Here is a 20,030-nt window from a genome sequence, read left to right on the forward strand (position 1 = left end):
TAAAATCTTACCTCTTTCGCGAAGAGCTATTTTTCTGAAGAAAATTTGCTTCGCAACCGCTATTCGCTATTTTTGAGGGATAACGTACATGTTATAGTAGCGACCTTCAAACTTAGGCTCTTTGTCCATAACGCCAACATCTTCAACCATAGGCCAAATTCTTAGAAGTACATCTTTTGCAGCACTAGGGTTTGCCATTTCACGACCTCTTAAAAATACGCGAAACTTCACATGTTTGCCCTCTTCAAGAAACTCTCTTGCATGTTTGACCTTATATGCAATATCATTTTCTGCAATTTTAACAGAGAGCTTAATCTCTTTAACATCAATCTTAACCTGATTTTTTCTCTGTTCTTTTTGTTTCTTCTCTTCTTGGTACCTAAACTTACCGTAATCCATAATCTTAGCCACGGGAGGCTTTGCATCTGGAGCTATTAAAACCAAATCTAAACCCAACTCATTCGCTTTTTGCATAGCTTCATCAATTGAAATTATTCCTAAAGATTCTGCTCCATCTACATTACAACGCACTTCCGGTACACGAATATCGTCATTCATTATGACACGGTCTTTTTTGTTCAAAAATTTACCTCATTTATTTTAGTTTGTATAAGAGAAAGAAATTCGCTTTCACTTAAGTTATATTGTTCTCTCGTTCTTCTGTCACGAATCGCAACAGTTCGAGATGCAACCTCTTCATCGCCTATAACTACTAACATAGGCACCCTTGTTTTTTCCGCTGTTCTGACTCTTTTGTTTAAAGAGTCATTTTTAGAGTAGATTTCACTATCTGCCCCTAAATCCATCAACTTATCCGACAACTCCTTAGCGTAATCGTTGTGCGTAGAAGCGATTGGAACGATTGCGACCTGTGTCGGAGCGATAAACATCGGAAACTCTCCAGCGTAATGCTCCGTTAATATACCAATAAAACGCTCAAAAGAACCTAAAATTGCTCTATGAATCATGACAGGCTGAATTTTGTCATTGTTCTCGCCGTTGTACTCAAGTTCAAATCTCTCAGGCAGATTGAAATCGAGCTGAATCGTTCCGCACTGCCACTCTCTGCCGATTGCGTCAGTTATTTTGATGTCAATTTTGGGTCCGTAAAATGCTCCGCCGCCTTCATCTATCTCATAAACAAGCCCATTTTTATCCATCGCATTTTTTAAAGCCTGTGTAGAAACTTCCCACACCTCATCACTTCCAACTGCTTTTTCAGGTTTTGTAGAGATCATCATTTTGTAATCAAACTCAAATGTGGACATAATTTTATCTACAAAATCAACAACCTCTATAATCTGCTCTTCAATCTGGTCTGCTCTACAAAAGATGTGCGCATCGTCTTGTGTAAACTCACGAACACGAAAGAGCCCGTGAAGTGCGCCGGTCATCTCGTGACGGTGAACAACGCCATACTCAAAGTATTTAAGAGGCAGATCTCTGTACGAGTGCAAATCCTCTTCATATACTTTAATATGACCGACACAGTTCATAGGTTTTACGCCAAACTCTATCTCGTCAATATGCGTAAAATACATATTTTCGCCATAGTTTTGGTAGTGTCCAGACGTCTTCCAAAGATCGCTTCTTAACATCTCAGGACCGCGAACAGGCTCATATCCACGTTTTCTATGTGCTTTAAATAGAAGTGATTCTAGTCTTGCGCGAAGTCTTCCGCCTGCAGGAAGCCAGATAGGAAAGCCGGCTCCTACCTCTTCGCGGAATGCAAACATCTTCATCTCAGCACCAATTTTGCGATGGTCACGCTTCTCAGCCTCTGCCATCATGTCAAGGTAAGACTTAAGTGCCTCTTTATCAGCGAACGCTATACCGTAGATACGCGTTAGCATCTCGTTTTTGGAGTCTCCTCCGAGATATGCGCCTGCTATTTTTGTAAGTTTAAAGTATCTTATAAGCCCGATATTTGGAAGGTGCGGTCCGCGACAAAGGTCTTCAAACTCACCCTGCTTGTAGATAGAAACGGTCTCGCTCGGGATACGCTCCATGACTGCAAGTTTTAAATGGTCATCCTTGAACTTCTCTTTTGCCTCAGCCATGGAGATCTCATACTTCTGTATCTCATACTTCTTTTTAGCGAGTGAAAGCATCTCTTTTTCTATTGCCTTAAGGTCACCCTCACCTATCTCTTGTGTCGTTTTAAAGTCATAGTAAAAACCCTCTTTTACAGTTGGTCCCACAAAGAACTTTGCATCTGGGTAGAGCGATCTTATAGCCTGAGCCATAAGGTGTGCCGTTGAGTGTCGAAGAACCTCCAAAGAGTCGGGCGAGTTGTCAAGATGAATCTGCTTACCCTCAAAACCAAGCTCTTTGGCTGTCTGTAAATCGATAATCTCTCCGTTATGTTTTATTGCAATTACATTCAAAATTTTTATTCCTATTTCTCTATTTTATTAATGTTAAACACTGAAACGAACGCGTCCGTTTCAGTGGCAGGGACTAAAGTCCCTACAACCCCCTGAAGCTACGAAAAACAAGTTTTTCGAGAACGACAAAGTATTTTTCGATTAAATTTCCGTCTTTAAAACTGCTCCGTTTGAAGCATTTGAAACTAAAAGCTGGTAGCGCTTAAGCCACTTAGATTTAACCTCATTTTTATGAGGCTTGTACTCAGCTTTTCTCTTTTGGAGCTCATCTTCGCTTACATTAAGCTGCAAGATATGCTTATCTACATCAAGCTCTATCTCATCCCCGTCTTCTACAAGCGCTATCAAACCGCCTTCTGCAGCTTCGGGAGAAACATGTCCAATGCTGGCACCTTTGGTTGCTCCGGAGAACCTGCCATCAGTAATAAGCGCAACACTCTCGCCAAGCCCCATGCCCTGAATAAGTGCCGTAGGTGCAAGCATCTCCTGCATTCCAGGACCGCCTTTTGGACCCTCATAGCGGATGACAACAACATTGCCCGGCTTCACTTTATGACTCATTATGCCCGCGATTGCTTCACTCTGGGAGTTAAAGCAAATTGCACTGCCTTTAAACTGTCTCATTTTTAACTCAACACCTGCAGTTTTAATTACCGCGCCCTCAAGTGCAAGATTTCCAAAAAGAATCGACAAGCCACCGACTGGAGAGTAGGCATTTTCATTTGTATGGATAATGTTTTCATCTAAGATTTTAGCATCTTTTATGCGCTCGCCAAGCGTTTCACCCGTTACCATAAGGCTGTCAAGATGAAGCAGACCGCCTCTTCTGCTTACCTCTTTCATAACCGCATTTACACCGCCTGCACTATTTATATCGTCCATATGAACAGTTGTTAATGAAGGAGATATCTTAGCAATATGCGCTACTTTGTCTGCAATATTGTTGATCTTCTCTATCGGGAAATCAACATCTGCCTCTCTTGCGATTGCGAGCATATGAAGAACCGTGTTTGAGCTTCCGCCCATAGCCATATCAACCACAAATGCGTTGTGAACAGCTTTTTCATTCAGAATATTTTTCATGTTGTACTTACTGTTATCCGCTTTTGCCATCTCAACAATTCTCTTTGCCGCTTTTTTAACGAGCTCGATTCTTGCAGGAGTCATTGCCAAAATAGTACCGTTGCCAGGCAGTGCAATTCCCATAGCTTCGCAAAGAGTGTTCATAGAGTTTGCCGTAAACATCCCTGAACAGCTTCCGCCGCTTGGACATGCATTACACTCTATCTCATAAAGCTCTTCATCTGTCATTTTCCCCTCTGCATGTTCTCCTACAGCTTCAAAAGCGGTTGACAAGTCAATTGGAGTACCATCTTTTTTGTGACCTGCCGCCATCGGTCCACCCGAGACAAAAATAGTCGGAACATTTACGCGAAGCGCACCCATAATCATACCCGGAACGATTTTATCGCAGTTTGGAATGCAGATGAGAGCATCAAGTTTATGAGCATTCATAACAGTTTCAATAGAATCCGCAATAATCTCGCGGGAAGGAAGAGAGTAGAGCATACCGTCGTGCCCCATCGCTATACCGTCATCAACACCGATAGTATTGAAAACAAAGGGAACACCACCTTCTTCACGGATTGCCTGTTTTACAATTTCACCATACTCATGAAGAAAAAAATGACCCGGGATGATATCTATATAGCTGTTCGCTATCCCAATAAATGGTTTGTCAAAATCTTCATCTTTTAACCCCGTTGCACGGAGTAGTGAACGGTGAGGAGCCCTGTCAAAACCTTTTTTTATAGTATCACTTCTCATTAAAATCCTTCATTTTTTAATCGCTGTATCTTATATTGATGCGATTATAACATTTTTTTGAGATTTTTTTATAAAACCTCTTTACAAACAAAAATAAAATGGCTATAATTCCGCTCACTTAAAATTAAGTGCATAAGTTGCGGGAATAGCTCAGTGGTAGAGCACAACCTTGCCAAGGTTGGGGTCGCGAGTTCGAACCTCGTTTCCCGCTCCATTTATTTTAAATTATTAACTGTTAAAAAAACACCCATCGTTGCCCGGGTGGCGAAATCGGTAGACGCAGGGGACTTAAAATCCCCCGGTAGTAATACTGTGCCGGTTCAAGTCCGGCCTCGGGCACCATTGATTTTATATGTTTTGACTGGTGCCATCGCCAAGTGGTAAGGCCGCAGCCTGCAAAGCTGCTATCCCCAGTTCAAATCTGGGTGGCACCTCCAGTTATTAACTTAAAAAATCTTTTCAACTATAAACGTGGATCTTTGGCAGAGTTGGTCGATTGCACCGGTCTTGAAAACCGGCGAGGGTTATACCTCCCAGAGTTCGAATCTCTGAGGGTCCACCACTTTAAAATCCTTTAAAACTCCCTAAAATAGGCTTATAAACAACACTTTAAGCTTACGAAAAAAACTTCATTGTTACCCTATTGCTACCCATCTTTTACAAATTTACTTTTTTTGGTTAAAATTTTTGTGTTCAAACACAATGGTTTGACAAAATTGAAGTTCCTACTTTAAAAATATAAAATGCATGACACAAAGAGAGAGTGAAGTCATAGTTGACACTTTCGGATTATGCATAATGAATTAAATTAATTAAGATGTAAACTTAGAAGTTTAGCGCAAAACAAGAAGCAGAGTGGTTCTGCATTATATAATAAAAATAAGAAGAGTATGTCCGACTCACGCAGGAAGTAGCCGACATGCTCTAAATGGAAAAAGACGAGTTCGTATCTTGCTTTATCTGCGAATTTAAGAGGAAAACGAGAGCTGAAATGTATGTTAAGTCAGTTTGAAAGCACTATGAGCTTTAAAGTTTTTCTAATGATTGACATCTAGTTTAGACCCGAACTATCTTTAGTATTGATCATTATGGAAAATATTCCTAATGTCAATCAGATCATTATCAACGAGATAAGAGATCTAAGAAAAGTTGTAGAGACTGCGATGCTATGCAAGTGCAGCAAAGTTGATTTGTTTGATGAGTTTAATATTAGAGGCTTGGAAAAAGCCATTGAAATATTAGGTTATCAATCGACAAAAACTTTAACAAAAAGAATAAAGAAAGGGGACATATTGAAAATAAATAAACATTACAGAATTTCTGATGGTGGAAAATATAGTTTCAGTGAAAGTGCCCTTCTATCTGTAAAAGGGCTAATATAGAGTATAGTTTACATTTGAACTAGATAAAAAACAAATGAATGGAAATCGAGAGGTTTTGCTCATATACAAGCAAAATTTATATATAAGTAAGTATCAAAAGTGATCATTATTTGATAACTGAAAAAAATTTAACTCTAAAAGTAAAAATGTAAGAATAGAGACACTTCAATTTAATTAAAAAGGCTAGGACTAGCTACCTTAGCCTTTTTATCAAAAAAACTAACAAAATCTTACTTCAAAATATCCTTAATCATTTGAGATAAATCATCTTTATTTATCTTGGTCTTATACTCTACATTTACACCTTTGTCTTTTAACTCTTTAAAAAATGCTTCGGCACTTTTTATCTGCAATTTCTCTTTAGTGCTTATATCATCAAATTTATCATACCCCTTAGTCTCAACAACAAAGTATAGTTCTTTGTGATCACTAGACTCTATTACATATCCAAAATCTGGATTATAGTTTCTTCCATGAGCGGTCGGAATATTGACTTTTGGCAGTTTTCCAAAAACTACAATTTTTTTATCACTTGACTCATCTATTGTTATTTTTTCAATACTACTATCAACCTCCATAAAATCTTCATCATAAATTGACTTTTCTCTTACATTTTTTGATTTTATTTTATAAGTTTCAACACCTAGACTGCCCTCTTGTATAAACTCTTTCATGTTGCCATTTTTATCGGTAAGAGAAGTGTTACAAGTTTTTATCTCTCTTAAGTCATAAGATATTTTATTTATAATCGTTTCATAGATTGCACTGATAAGCTGTTCTTCTATCTTTTTAAGTGCTAAATTCTCATTTTGAGGTATTAAGTCAAACTTCTCTTTTTTAATTCCATGCATGACTTTAGCTATTGTTTGCATACTAAGTTTAGTATTGTTTGATAATGCTTTTATAAACTCATAAAGTGTAAAAATCGAGTGAGTTTCAACTGCTACAGTATCTTTTTGGCTATCATGTTTCTCTTTACTTTCAACATTCTTATCTCTTTTTATGATGATATCTTGCCCGCTTATCTCAAAGTTTGTATCTATCATCTGTATCGCTGATTTGATTAAAGTATCGCTATCAATATCATACTTTACAACTGCATCATAGTTTAGGTTGTCCCACAGAGCTTTAAACTTTTTAAAGTTGGCTTGATGAATTTTGATTTTTCCTTTTTCTTTTTTACCACTTCTATCTTTAGCTTTAACTCGGTTAGATGTTTTAAAGAAGCTATCAAAATACTCTTTTAGTTTTTTGCTATCGCACCCTTTCATCTCTAAAGACTCCAACTCTTTTGATTTTGAGCTATATTGTTCTTTTGATATAGTTATTTCACTCATGTCATCTTCATTGATAGTAATAAATCCCATCTCTTCAAGTTCATCAAGTAGTTTAGTTGCCGCTCTTGGTGTAGCTGCTATATGATTTTCTACCATAACATCTTCGTTAAACCGTTTTGAAACTTGCTTAATGCTATTTTCACTTATCTCATTTTGTATGGAAGCTACAAAGTTTTCTTCCGTTGATGGCACCACTACAAAAAGCTCATTAATAAACTCAAAATTACTATCATCCCCAGTTATTCTCTTACCATCTTGATTAACAGCCAGTCTAAGTCCACGACCAATTTGTTGGAGTTTGGATATTTTAGAGCTACTTGGGGCCAGTTTGCACAGTGTCATTACATTTGGGTTATCCCACCCCTCTTGTAAAGCCCACTGAGAGAAGATAAATCTCAAATCACTATCAAAAGAGAGTAGCTCCTCTTTTTTGTTGAGTATTAGCTCTATCGCTTCCGCTTCATCTCCCTCTTTTTTAGACTTAGCAAAGTATCCGCTATGTATCTCGTTTAGACTTTCTTTTGTTTTCAAAAGATACTTTTTATACTCTTCATCAAGGTTTTCTCTTTTTAAAACTTCTTCTAAATTTTTAAGATACAATTTTTCAAAAAGTTTCGCTAGTTCTCCATTTATACCCTCATCTGTAAGATATTTATCAACTCTATCTATAAAGAAGAGACAAAGTGCTTTTATATCAAGTTTAAATAGCTCTTCTTCCCTCTCAAAATGATTTTTAATAGCAGTATCTACAATAACACGCTGCATCTCATCAAGAAGCACACCATAACTCTCACTAACTCCAAGAGGCAGTGAAATATCATTGGTAAAGATTATTTCACTTTTAGTAATCTTCTCTACCACATAGCTATTAAGATACTCTATACCCACTTTCTCGCCCAGGTTTTCACTCTTTTCTAAAACTACTTTTTGATTTTTAGAGTTTACATCTTTGTACTCAATAGTAGCTTTATAATCTTTTTGACTACTTCCAGCTACTTTTGTAAATGCAATAGTATGATTATCTACATTTTCATTTCCAACAGTATCAACCGTGATAGCTTTAACTAGACCTCGACTAAAAGCATCAACACTATCTAAAGTGTATATAAGATTTTTATACTCTTCCCCTTTGTAAGTGGCTCCAAAACGCAAGGTAAAAAGTGCATTAAACTCTTTGAGGTATTTTGCAGTCTGCTTACCCTCAAATCGATGCGGTTCATCTATGACTATTACAGGGCGAAGCTGTGCGATAGCTTGCATATAGCTCTTTGCACGACCGATGAGGCTTTGTTCTATCTTACTTTTATTTATGTTGTTAGAAGCTTTGTTAAATGACTGGTAAGTCGATACAAGCACTGAGATATTTTGATCACTCGCATTGATATAATTTAATACAGTTTTTTCACTATAGTTAAATACTGATATTTGTTTGCTATACTCTTTTACAAAGAACTCTTTTGTGATTTTTATATTTTTGATTGTACCTTGTCGTATAGGGTTGGAAGGTACTAAGATGATAAATTTACTTAGTCCATAGTCACGATTAAGCCTATAGATAGACTCCAAAAAAGTAAAAGTCTTACCAGTACCTGTTTCCATCAAAGTATCCACTACTAGCTCATCTTTGATAGACACTTCACCTATATCGACTTTGTTCGACTCTCGTACTTTTGTAATATTTTCTACTAAGATACTTTTTGAACTCTCAAGCTCAAAGGTCGGATTGCTCTTTCTATTGTCATTTGGTATAAAAGCTATATTTTTAAATACATCACTGATACTATCTACCGCTTGTTCTTGATAATCTAGTCTATCAAATTTTATTTTTAGCATTACTCTAAATCACTTCTCATCTGTTTTAACACTACCAACAAATCATTAATATGGTCTTGACAAATCCCAAATATCACCTCCGCATCCAAATCAAAATAGTGATGTGAAATAAAATCTCGTATCCCTTTTATCTTTCTCCACTCTATTTGAGGATACTCTTCTAAAAGTTTTTTATCTGTAAGTTTGTCTATGTTTTTAAGGCTTTCACCTACAGCTATAAGCTTCATACATATACTATCTAACTTCTCTTGTCCCTCTTTTGTATCCATAAAGTCATTTTCACAATTCGCAAACTTACATCGCTCTTGCACTATTTCTATCGCTTCTACTATCTGGTCTAAAATATCAAGCACTAATTCTTTATCATACATAGATACCATCCTTTAAAATTCTTTTTTTCAAAGATGCATTCATTTTTTCTCTAACTCTTACAATATCTACTTTTGTACCAAATGCTTTTTCCAAACTCTCTTTGAAATCATAAAGCAAAAAATAATCACTTAGTTTTGTATCAATAGCTATATCAATATCGCTACTCTCATGGCTTTCATCTCTTGCAACTGAGCCAAAAAGAGCTAGTTTTGTAATTTGATATTTTTTAGCAAACTCATCTTTGTGACTTTTTAAATACTCTAATATCTGCTCTTTTTTCATCTTAACCCCTAAATCTCAACTTATCAGGTTTGATACCAAGTTTACTTATATTGCTCTCAATCTCTAGTGTAAACTTATCGTTACTGATATTTGGGCTATAAACCGTGATATACTCACACTCTTTTTTATCGTTTAGTGCCTCAACCAACTCATCAGATGTTATATCTCCAAGTATAAACGCTACATTTGAAGCCAAATAAAGTTTATCTTTTATAAGTTCTTCGTGTTTTGTGCTAAGTAGTAAAGCTTCGGCTACAAATAGGTTGTAAAGTATCTCTTCACAAGTTTGAATATCAGGCTTTTCCATCATCTCCACCAAGTCGTCTTGACTTACCTCTTCAAGTGATTTTTGATAGATCTTTTGTTTTTGGTCTTCTACCACTTCAAAAGTTCTAAAACCTATGTCTAAATCTTGTTTGGTTAAGTCTCCCGCTACAATCTTCTCCCCAGCTCTTTTTATTCTCTCTTTTGTGATATCAAAAATAGTCTCATACCCAGCTTTTCGTGCTTCACTCTTTTCTGGTGTAGCTTCTGCCCACTGTACACAAATAAATTTACGATTTCCACCGTCTTTGGCATTTAAGTCCATAACCGCATGCGCCGTTGTTCCACTTCCTGCGAAAAAGTCTAGGATAAGGTCGTTATTTTTAGTAGATAACTTCAAAATTTGAGATATTAACTTAGTAGGCTTAGGTGTATCAAAAGGTGCAAACCCATCAAATATATCTCTAATTTCTTTTGCAGCATCCTGGTTATGTCCAACATCTTTATACTTCCATATTGTTAAAGGAACTGTACCTTGTTGCACTTCTGATAAAAATCGTTTAATCGATGGAACATTATCTCCATCCGCTCCAAACCAAATACGATTTTCGTTTAATAATTTTTGATAATTTTCTTTCGATGTTCTCCAACATCTACTTTTAGGTGGATTTACAACTCTCCCAGATGGAAGAGTAATGGGATAATCATAGTTTTCTGAATATGTTTTAACTGAAAAATCACTTGATTTCCAATTTCCCCTTGGGTCGTTATCTGGATTTTTGTATCTACTGTTTTGCTCCTCAGTTCTTGGCAGCAAATGAGGTCTCCAAATCTCTTTATTTTTTGTATAAACCAAAATATGATCATGATTATCACTAAACCATTTAGCATCATTTTGTGGACTGTATTTTTTCTCCCAAATCACATTGGCTATAAAATTATCTTGCCCAAAAACATCATCACAAAGCAGTCTAAGTTGTGCCACCTCATTATCATCAATAGAGATAAATATTACCCCGTCCTCTTTAAGTAAATCACGAGCAAGTAAAAGCCTTGGATACATAAAACTAAGCCACCCACTATGCGTTTTTGCTCCTTGAATATTTTCTATATAGTCTATATACTCTTTATCATATCCAAGTTCTTCAAGTGTCTCTTCTGTAGAACTTGTAAAATTATCGTTATAGACAAATCCATCGTTTTTAGTATTGTAAGGTGGGTCGATATATATCATCTTGATAGATTCAAAATAGTTGTGTCGAAGTATCTTCAAGGCATCAAGATTATTCCCTTTTATAAGAATATTTTCCGTCTCATCCCAATTCTTACTATCATCTTTAAGCGGTTTCAAAACCTTATAGTTTTTAGAAAAAGCACTATGGTAAGCCTCTTTCTTCCCAACCCAATTAAGCCCATACCCATCCTCTTTCATCTGGGCTTTACTAGGGTCCAAACTCATCTGCAACTTCTCTTTATCGATGATGTATTTACCATCTTCATCAATACTCACCGCATGAGGAAAAAGCTCTTTTAGTTTTTGGTAGTTGTTGTCGTTTATACTCTTTTCTTCTATTATATTTTTTTTCATTTTTTGTTTTGCCTTTTCAATTAAAATCTAACAAATAATGCAAGATTATTGTATCTTCTTTATTTTTTTGTCTTATCTCTTTATATAGATGAATTGTATAACTTGGGCTATCAACTTTTTCAACATTCACTGGTAAATTTATAGTGTCAAAGCCTGTATAATTCATTTTTGATATTTTATCTTTATAATTAGTTGAATAATTAGTAAAATCTTTTTCTTTAGTGTAAACAAATACTAAGATCAGTTTACATCCAGTGGCATTATAACCATCAAGTTTATTTAAGTGGTCTTCTATTTTGTTTTTAAAAGCTTCAAATAAAAAGAGGTTTCTATCTTTTGAGTTTTTGACAACCAAGTCTTTTTCGCCAACTCCCTCTTTGCTTCCTGAAACACCACCTCTTTTTTGATCTAAAACTTTCCATCCTAAAAAACTCTTTCTTTGTGACAATAAAGAAGTAACCCAATCGTTTATAATATCTTCTAATTCTAATTTATTGTTTTGGCTCACTCTATGTAAGTTTACTTTTCTTTCTAGTAATTCCTCGGCAATATGAAGCATAATATCTCTGATATACTCTTCAAAACTTTCCTGACTTGCGAATATATGTGCATGACTTTGATCATCCATGTCTTTTATTTGAAGCCAATAATTTTTTGCCTCATACTTGTTTAATATTCTTGAGTTTTCTAAAACTACATGGGATGTTATCTTTTCTTTTACTTCAATAGTTATTTGATTTTTTATTTTCTCTTCAAGTTCACTTATTTTTTTTGTATCATCCTCGTTAAAACTTTTATGATGTAGTTTTAGTTCTTCGAGATAGTTTAATGCTTCTGTAAATTGTTTGTTTTTTTGTAAAAACTTACATCTAATCTGTGCAATATAAAGATCATAGTAATACACCTCTGGTAATTCACTCCACAGCTCAGAAAATGACTTAAAATCATCTATATCAGCATAAAGTGCCAATAAAACTTGATAATCGTAGAGTTCCTTTTCATAATTTTCTAATTTTTCTTCAAGCTTTTTATATTCACTAATTATGTGTTCAAATTTCTCTTTTTTATGTACATCATCTTTATAAGCCTCATAATAAGCTCTTAGCATATTGATTAAATACTGATGATTAGGTTTATTTTGATTTAATCGTCTTAAAATATCGTATGCAGTTAAAGGCTTTTCATCTAAATGAATCAATGCTGTTATAAAACCTTTATAACCTGATAGTTCTAGTTTTAGTTCATTATCCTTAAAGCTTTTTGTATTTATTGATGGTAAATTTAATCTGTTTATGGCTTCTAGTTTTTCTTCTAAGGTTTTAGACTCATCATGGTAAATATCTACTAAATCTTTTTTATATTTAAGCTGTTCAAATGCTAATATCTTTGATTTTAAAACATCATTTAGATCTATTCTAACAGTGTTAGTATCTTTTGTTTTATCAATCTTTGTGTCTTCTTTTTTAGCACTCTTTCTTTTTAATAGCTCTTGCTTGTCTTGCTCTAGTGCTTCTTTGTATTTTTTAACTAAGGTATTTGCTATATCGTTAAAATTATGATTTAATGCAAAATTGATACTATTTTGTAAATCATTATAGTTGTGAAACTTCGCACTTTTAAAATCAAAATTCAATATTTTCGTTTTTAAAACTTCTTTTCTGTCATTTGAAATAGTGACATGATAAATCTGTAAAAGATTTTTAATATCTTTTACCTTAAAAATCTTATTTATGAATAATTGATAGTTTTCATCTTGAAAGTTATTTAATATATTTAAAAATGAATCATAAAGCTTGTTTTCATGGGTTGAAAAAAATATTCCCAACTCTTCTTCTATACCAAGTTTAATAACCAGTTCTACAATTGTTTTTTCTAGTCTTTCGTCATAAGTTTTGCTATAAAATAAGTTCAATACTTCTAAATAGAATTTTCCTAAACTTGAAGCATAGTGCCTATCATCAGTTTGCATTTCATCTTTTAGCTTTTTAATATCTACTAAGCTCGTCCAATTGTTTTTAAACTCGTCTGAGGATAATTCATAAAAAAGATGAAAGTCTGTATCTTTTAACAATTCGGAGCTATTAATATAGAAGTGTTTTGTCTCTATACTTTTGTGCAGTGCTGTTTTTATATTTTTATAAATACCAGTTGTGATCTTTGCTTTTAAAGTGCAATAGTCTTCATCATCAACTTTCTCTCTTTGAATAAGATTTTTTAAATACCAATTTAAAATAAAATAGGAATCTTTTTGAATACTATCATTATGTTCAAACAGTTTAATTTGTCTTTTAACTAGTTCCTCAACAATAGTGTTAAAAAGCAAGGTATCATCTTTTAAAACTAATGAACCTAACTTATTTAAAAGTTTCTCTAATGATAAAGTGACTAGCTCCTGTTTTGACTTAAAATAGCTTTGAGCCAAATAATTTAATACATAAAAAACTATTTGAGCTATATCATTTTTATTACTATGCATTAGAGTTGAAATAAATATATTAACAGTTTGATTAGATATGAGTTCAAGCCATTGTTTACGGTAATCAAACTCATCACTTTTTACTAAATTGTTCACATAGATATGCATAGTAATAATATTTAAAAAACCATAATGGCAATATTGTGAATTTGATAATAAATAAGTATTAAACCTTACTTCTTCACTACTTAATATCTCTCCAACGACAAAGTAATCATCTTTTAGCTCAACTAAAAGCCTATTTATTCTTGAATAAGAATCATTATTATAATAATATGGACGAGGGACTTCATGCTGTATTAAGCACCAAACAAATGAAGCTTTTGTATCAATGCCAAATCTGTCAAATAAAAAGTCTTGATATTTATTCTCTTTAAAAAATTTATAAATATCAAAATAATTATCAAAACTTTTTGGAATTCTAGTTATATCAAAATACCTATGATAGGATGGTCTATTGGTTTCATATTCCTCAAACCTTTTTATCCAATCCTCTTTTATTTCCTTATTCTTAATAATATACTCTGTTATTTCATCTAAAAAGTATTCTCTTATTTCTTCAATTAAAGAGAGTTCAACTAACCAATACCAAAAGCCATAACTTTCAAATAGTTCAATTATTTCTAGCCATTTTTTTAATGCTATTTCTTTATCATCAAAGTACAACCTTTCAAATATTTCTATGCCTATTTTTGAAAAATTATTTGGATAACTATACTTTATTTTGTTATCTTCAATTAAAAGAGCTTCATCATATTTTTCATTGAAATTTTTTACTTCATTTTGTAGTTCTTTTTTTTCAAAAACTGAAAACACAATATCAACCAGCTCTTTACATTGAGTGTTTTCAATAAAATTTTGTTCTTCTATATGGTTTGAGTATAAATTTAATTTTTTTTCTAAATCTAATATTAGTTCAGTTCCCTTAACCACAATTTTTTCCTACTTTATTTAAATAGTTCTTGGTCTTATGTTGAAAAGAAGATGCTGCTTGTATTAATTCTTGTTTATACATAAGATTTTTTAGTTGAGCTATCTCACTCATACCTAACATCCACCTTCACACCCAAAAGCTTCTCACTATCATCTTCATCAGTTAGAGTCAAAATCGTATTTTGCTCTATGATCTCTTTGTACTCTTGCTCTGTTAGTATCGATTTAACTTCGTTGAGTTGGTTTTGATTTACTGTAGCGATGTATTGGAAATCTGTACCATTAAAGAGTTCATTTACTACTTTAAATATCTCCGCTTTGTGTTTTTCGTCTATGCCGTCAAAAAGTCTGCTATCATGAAAGCTAAACTTTACATTGTGTCCGTGCCCTTTAAATAGCATCGTCATGTCATAGCAAAATATTTTTACATTGTTGATACCATCTGAATTATCGGACTCTATTTTTGCTTCTATGGCGTAGCGTTGTTGGTTTTCTCCCTCATTGTTATACACGGTAATACCCGATGCATTGTTAGGGTAAAATCGTTTTGCCAACTTTCTAAAAAATTCTTGCTTCTCTTTTATGACAGGTTTTATCTCTTCAAGATATTCTTCCGTTTTTTGTGCGTATTTTATGAAGCTCTCTTTAATCTCTAAAGATTTTTTATGGTAGTTTCCTATAAGCTCTTCATAGTTTTGAAGTTTCTCTTTTTGAGCTTCTAAGTCTTTAAGGCGGTCACTCACTTTTATGACTACATCAAGTGCTTGATGTGCTCCTAAGTATTTCATCTTATTATCTAGCTCTTTTTTAAGCTCTACCTCTTTTTCAAGGTTCTCTTCTAGTCTTTTTGAGATGAGTTGTTTTTGTTCTGAGAGCTTTTGGATTCTATTACTTGTGAGTTTTGCATAAAACGATTCAAGGTCATGAAGTGTTTTAGAAACATTTTCAGGAAAAACTACCTTTACCTCTTCATAGACTTTCTCTATAGAGTCTCTTCCAAGGTCAGGTGAAGTTTTTAAGCTTTTGGTGATGTTTTCTATCTGATTGCCTAAAAGCACTATTTCGTTGTGTTTTTTTGCAAGCTCTTTTTCGATGGTATCCGCTTCTATTTTGACATCGTAGTAGTCTTCTGCCACTTCATATTTTTCTCTGCTCTCTCGAAGCTTTTCTATCTCATCTTCTAAGTCAATGATTTTTAAATTGACATCTTTGTCTTGAGTAAAAAACTCTTTTAGCAAGTCATCATTTTTAATATTTTTTTCAAGCTCTTCAACTCTCTCTTGTTCTTTTCTGAGTTTATATTTTTCTTGTACGAGATTTGTATCTAATCCCATCAAAAATGAATTTACTATAAGCTTTTGATAGTCTGTAAAAAAGTTTGATGGGTTGTCAGCATCTACATATGATTTTTTAAGAGGTCTTATAAAAAATGGTAGAGTATTTCTAAAAGTCAGATTTTGTATATCTGCTGGAAAACTAAATACCATCTGTCTTATTTTTTCATAAAAATTATCTACCGTCATAGGATCTTCATCATCGAAGCATATCTTTGTTGGTTCACTCATTTTTCGTGAGATTACATGCTGTGTGCCATCTATCTCAACGGTCAAATAAAATACCCAGTCAGGCAGTTTCTCTATAAACGAAGTGTAATGATCTTTTTTTGCTCCCAAACAAAAATGGATAAGTAAAACAATCAGTGATTTACCTACACCGTTATATGTTTTACTATTATCACTTGACTCTGGATTTTTTTGTTTAGCTATTACAAAACTAAGTCCAGATTTGTTAAATGTTACGGTTTTAAAGCTTTCTTTGTTTGCCGACAGCTCAATGAGTTTCATTTTTCACCACCTTCGCATTTTCTTCTTTGACAGCATCTATAGAGTATAAAAATAAAATGGTCATAATCAAGTTATCAAAACTGTGTTTTGCAAAATAAAACTCGTTTTGTAGGTCTTGCTGATATTTCTGCCATAGTTCATCTACACTTTTCGGTTCACTTAGATTTTGAAGTATATAACTACCGAACCCTAAAAGTGATTCTGAGAAGTTAATGTGCTTTGCAGGCATTATCATTGCACAGGCTCCTCAAAAATATCGCATGTTTCAAAATACATCGACATAATCACTATAGATGAAGCTTGATACTCTGCACTGCTTCGTGGTGAGATTTCATTTACAAGTTCCCAAAAAAGTTCACTTCCACCGTAGGATTTCGCAAGTTCTTTATACATGGCATTGATTTTATTTTGAAGTTCTTGGGCGGCAAAGTCACTATTGTTTTTGAGATACTCACTTAAAGTTCCAAGCTGAAAGTAGCCGTTTGTAAGTCTTACACTTTCATTGATAGTCAAATTATTAAACTTTATTTTTTCGTCCCAATCAGGAGCTACAATTTTTTCGGCTCCATTGTTTAACGACTTCCCTTTTAGGTGTTCTAATATCTCATTTAAAATGTCATAATCCAATGATGTTAAATTTGCAGGATCTGGAATATGTCCTGCAATAGCCATAATCTGATCATCATCAAGACTATAAAGCATATTTTCCAAGTCTTTCGCTACGATAAACTTGCATCCTTTGAGACTATTTGATTGCTTTATTGTTTCGAGTAGCTGGAGAGCATCAGGATTTACACCTTGATATTTGTCATTCAATACATAGTAAAATTCTTGTATATTTCCCCAATGGCTTTGTAATCCATTAAAATCAGTTTGTATTTTTTTTATAATTTCATGATACGATTTTTTTACATCCTCAGGTGCATGGACTTGAAAATATATCCCTTTGCTTAAAACACAACCGTCATTTTTTCTATCACCAATATTCCCCCAAGGCTTTACCTGTGTGAATTCAGGCTCTTTATAGTTCATAATGGCACTAAACATATCTTCAAACTTTTGCCCATCTGCTTCATGGATTTTATTTTTAAAAAGTATTCTTGAAATATGCTTTTCGTCTCGTGTCATTGTGTCCTCTTTATGCATTTTATTTTATCAAAAATTATATTCTAAAAAGCTTTTGTCTATTATATTCATTAATATTTAATAACGCTAATAAATAATTTTAAAACCCTTGCCTCTTCAACTCTTTCGCAAACTCACTAAGCCCTTGCTCTATTTTTTCCATAGCAGTGATGTTACTCACTGGAACTAACTGAACCATACCGTTTACAAAGTTGGTTTTGAAAATTTGTTCTGTCTCTTTGTGGATAACCATATCATCATAATCTTTGTGAAAATCATAGTTTTTTGTAAACTCTTCTTGCATTACGGTTTTAACTTGTTCCATTGCTACTTCTCCTTATTTTAGATTTTTAGTGTATCTTTTAGCTTCTGTAAAACTTCAACTTTTTTGGCTTTTGGCATTTTCTCAAGGTTGAGCATTTTCCACTTTACAGATGGAAGTTCTTTTATGTTCTCAAAAGGAAGCAAACTCCAGTCAGGATTACCCTCTTTAAAGCCTATCAAAAAATCACGATGATTTTGAGTAAGTTTAGAATGAATTGTGCTAACAAGCTCTACTCTAGTTTCTTCTAAAACTTCCAATGGCATTGGAACTATGGGCATCCCGACAAACTGTTGGGCGTAAATTCTTTTGATGTCTATCAAGTTTGGTTGCAGTAGTTTTGATATAGGTTGATTACTGCTTATCAAGTACACTATAAAAACATCCATAAGAGTATCGCTTATACCCTCATTGTCAAGCAGTCCTCGTACATCAAAAAAATCTCTAGGGTGTTGTCTATCAAGTGCTGCACACAATTTTCCAGCATACAGATCGTCCAAGTGAACTACGCTAGTCTCTGCAAAACCAAATTCCTCTTCCACCCTTGCCGATACACTTAGCACACTCGGTTCTCTCACTGTTCCTCTGATCACTGGTGAAGCTTCTATTTTGATGCGAACACTGTTTTTTTCAATTTGAAGTTTAGAGAGTATTCCATCTCCTTGTTGATCTAGTCTATATACTTTTACACCTCGCATTGAAGACTCTATAGAACGAGCAATTCTTTCAAACGACTCGGCAATATTTTGAAGGCTGGTTTGTCGATCTTCTACTGGAAGATACATAAGATCTATATCTACGGAGAGTCGTGGCATATCTCTTACAAACATATTGATAGCCGTACCGCCTTTGAGAGCAAAGCACTCCTCTTTTGAAACAAAAGGCAATACTTCCAAAAGTAGCTGCACTTGTTTATAATAAATAGAATTTTTATCTAGCATGGTACTCCTTTGGTACTGTTATTAAAAACTCGTTGTCAAAGACACCGTTTTTTACTATTTGCATTCTGCCAGTTCCCAGTTTTAAACCCTCTTTTTTTATATGCTTTGCCCAAGGGTGGTTAAAGTAGCTTGTCAAAAAAAGAAAAAGGCGTTTGACTTTTATATTTTCACACATAGTTAAAAGTTCATTGACTAAAGATGGTCGAAGAGTTGTTAATCCCTCAAATATCTCTGCTGCAAACTCAAAGCTAAGTCCATCGGGTTTTACTTGATAAAGAAGCTCCATGATAGCTCTCTCAGGAGATGAGACTACCATTTCCCAATCTTTTATATTTGATGGTATGCTTTTCAGACCTATTGTCTTAAAATAGGGCTTTTTCATCACATAAAACTCTTGTTCAAGTTTTATATTTTTAAACCATGCTGGAAGTTTTTGAGTGCCGTACAGATATATTGTTTGTGAGTTGTTCAATGGAAGATAATGAGCATAACCTTGAAGATTAAGAGATGTTACACCACCTATGTGAAATGGCTGATTGCTAAGTTTTTGCAGTCCTAAAACAGCTCCCTGCCAAGATGGCTTCGCATCGCCTCTTATGTATGAGCCTCTTGAAGTTTTTTTGAGCCAACCGCTTTTAGTGTACTGATAAAGTAGCTGCATAGAATAGCCCTGCTCTGCAAGCCAAGAAGCTGGAGCAACTACCCCCTCTGGTAACATTTGATATAGTTGTTTTATTTTTATATCATTTTGTAAATTCATAATTTATATTTTAGCTATTTTTTAAAACAAAAGCAAGAAGTTTGTTTTCAATTTATATCTTTTTATAAAATATTAGTTTATAAAAGTAGGTATTTTGGAAACAAACTAAAAAAACTCTCTCAAAGAGTCTCTAAATGGTTTGTAGTATGTTGCAAGTAGTGCAACAACAATCATCATCAAAATAACAAACGACGCATTCTGCTCACCACGAACTAAAGCAAAAATAAATAGTGCGATTAAAAGTAGTAAAAATGGCATATAAGTTTCCTGAACGAAGCAATTTAATACTTCTATTTTACTATCTGACCTTACGCACCTTTTAATTTCTGCAATTCTGAATAAGTGATTTGGTTAGCC

The 20,030-nt window shown here is 33.9% G+C and carries 16 protein-coding genes and 4 tRNA genes; 5 read left to right on the top strand and 15 right to left on the bottom strand.

Going from position 1 to position 20,030, the window contains the following annotated elements; translation table 11 throughout:
- Positions 1–66: 66 nt before the first annotated feature.
- The 3 genes from infC to ilvD form a co-directional block, all read right to left on the bottom strand.
- A complete protein-coding gene (infC, locus tag IBX42_RS03735; RefSeq protein ID WP_294929002.1) occupies positions 67–582 on the bottom strand; it encodes a translation initiation factor IF-3 in 516 nt (171 codons plus the stop codon).
- Positions 579–2,387, bottom strand: coding sequence for a threonine--tRNA ligase (gene thrS, locus IBX42_RS03740; RefSeq protein WP_294929005.1), 1,809 nt, complete (start codon positions 2,385–2,387; stop codon positions 579–581). Before thrS ends, infC begins: the two co-directional genes overlap by 4 nt.
- A gap of 141 nt (positions 2,388–2,528) precedes the next feature.
- A complete protein-coding gene (gene ilvD / locus IBX42_RS03745) occupies positions 2,529–4,214 on the bottom strand; it encodes a dihydroxy-acid dehydratase (RefSeq protein ID WP_294929008.1) in 1,686 nt (561 codons plus the stop codon).
- A gap of 139 nt (positions 4,215–4,353) precedes the next feature.
- Between ilvD and IBX42_RS03750 the strand changes: the two genes are divergently transcribed.
- The 5 genes from IBX42_RS03750 to IBX42_RS03770 all read left to right on the top strand — a co-directional run bounded on the left by IBX42_RS03750 (position 4,354) and on the right by IBX42_RS03770 (position 5,596).
- A tRNA-Gly gene (locus IBX42_RS03750) sits at positions 4,354–4,428 on the top strand.
- Between the two features lie 41 nt (positions 4,429–4,469).
- Positions 4,470–4,556, top strand: a tRNA-Leu gene (locus IBX42_RS03755).
- Positions 4,557–4,577: 21 nt separating this feature from the next.
- Positions 4,578–4,651 (top strand) — tRNA-Cys (locus IBX42_RS03760).
- A gap of 36 nt (positions 4,652–4,687) precedes the next feature.
- Positions 4,688–4,776, top strand: a tRNA-Ser gene (locus tag IBX42_RS03765).
- Positions 4,777–5,302: 526 nt separating this feature from the next.
- Complete coding sequence (locus tag IBX42_RS03770) at positions 5,303–5,596, top strand: hypothetical protein (RefSeq protein WP_294929011.1); 294 nt, start codon at positions 5,303–5,305, stop codon at positions 5,594–5,596.
- Positions 5,597–5,826: 230 nt separating this feature from the next.
- On the opposite strand, the gene IBX42_RS03775 is transcribed toward IBX42_RS03770, so the two are convergent.
- From IBX42_RS03775 to IBX42_RS03830, 12 genes are all read right to left on the bottom strand, one after another.
- A complete protein-coding gene (locus IBX42_RS03775) occupies positions 5,827–8,766 on the bottom strand; it encodes a DEAD/DEAH box helicase family protein (protein ID WP_294929014.1) in 2,940 nt (979 codons plus the stop codon).
- A complete protein-coding gene (locus tag IBX42_RS03780) occupies positions 8,766–9,137 on the bottom strand; it encodes a DUF86 domain-containing protein (protein WP_294929017.1) in 372 nt (123 codons plus the stop codon). The genes IBX42_RS03775 and IBX42_RS03780 overlap by 1 nt, the downstream gene beginning before the upstream one ends.
- Positions 9,130–9,420, bottom strand: a complete 291-nt coding sequence (locus tag IBX42_RS03785; RefSeq protein WP_294929020.1) for a nucleotidyltransferase domain-containing protein — start codon at positions 9,418–9,420, stop codon at positions 9,130–9,132. Before IBX42_RS03785 ends, IBX42_RS03780 begins: the two co-directional genes overlap by 8 nt.
- Before the next feature lies 1 nt (position 9,421).
- Complete coding sequence (locus tag IBX42_RS03790) at positions 9,422–11,272, bottom strand: site-specific DNA-methyltransferase (protein ID WP_294929022.1); 1,851 nt, start codon at positions 11,270–11,272, stop codon at positions 9,422–9,424.
- A gap of 16 nt (positions 11,273–11,288) precedes the next feature.
- Positions 11,289–14,681, bottom strand: coding sequence for a hypothetical protein (locus tag IBX42_RS03795; protein ID WP_294929025.1), 3,393 nt, complete (start codon positions 14,679–14,681; stop codon positions 11,289–11,291).
- 104 nt (positions 14,682–14,785) lie between these two features.
- Entirely contained in the window at positions 14,786–16,525 is a 1,740-nt protein-coding gene (locus IBX42_RS03800; protein ID WP_294929028.1) for a DUF2326 domain-containing protein, read from the bottom strand.
- Entirely contained in the window at positions 16,512–16,760 is a 249-nt protein-coding gene (locus IBX42_RS03805; protein WP_294929030.1) for an ABC-three component system middle component 6, read from the bottom strand. Before IBX42_RS03805 ends, IBX42_RS03800 begins: the two co-directional genes overlap by 14 nt.
- A complete protein-coding gene (locus IBX42_RS03810) occupies positions 16,757–17,653 on the bottom strand; it encodes an ABC-three component system protein (protein WP_294929032.1) in 897 nt (298 codons plus the stop codon). Before IBX42_RS03810 ends, IBX42_RS03805 begins: the two co-directional genes overlap by 4 nt.
- 97 nt (positions 17,654–17,750) lie before the next feature.
- Entirely contained in the window at positions 17,751–17,975 is a 225-nt protein-coding gene (locus tag IBX42_RS03815) for a hypothetical protein (protein ID WP_294929035.1), read from the bottom strand.
- Between the two features lie 17 nt (positions 17,976–17,992).
- A complete protein-coding gene (locus IBX42_RS03820; RefSeq protein WP_294929038.1) occupies positions 17,993–18,913 on the bottom strand; it encodes a nucleotidyl transferase AbiEii/AbiGii toxin family protein in 921 nt (306 codons plus the stop codon).
- Positions 18,903–19,673: a type IV toxin-antitoxin system AbiEi family antitoxin domain-containing protein gene (locus IBX42_RS03825; protein WP_294929041.1), complete on the bottom strand. Its 771-nt coding sequence runs from the start codon at positions 19,671–19,673 to the stop codon at positions 18,903–18,905. Before IBX42_RS03825 ends, IBX42_RS03820 begins: the two co-directional genes overlap by 11 nt.
- 105 nt (positions 19,674–19,778) lie before the next feature.
- The gene (locus tag IBX42_RS03830; RefSeq protein WP_294929043.1) at positions 19,779–19,931 is read right to left on the bottom strand and encodes a hypothetical protein; all 153 of its coding nucleotides are present in this window, start codon (positions 19,929–19,931) and stop codon (positions 19,779–19,781) included.
- Positions 19,932–20,030: the final 99 nt, after the last annotated feature.

The organism is Sulfurimonas sp. (assembly GCF_014859695.1).
Classification (GTDB): domain Bacteria; phylum Campylobacterota; class Campylobacteria; order Campylobacterales; family Sulfurimonadaceae; genus Sulfurimonas.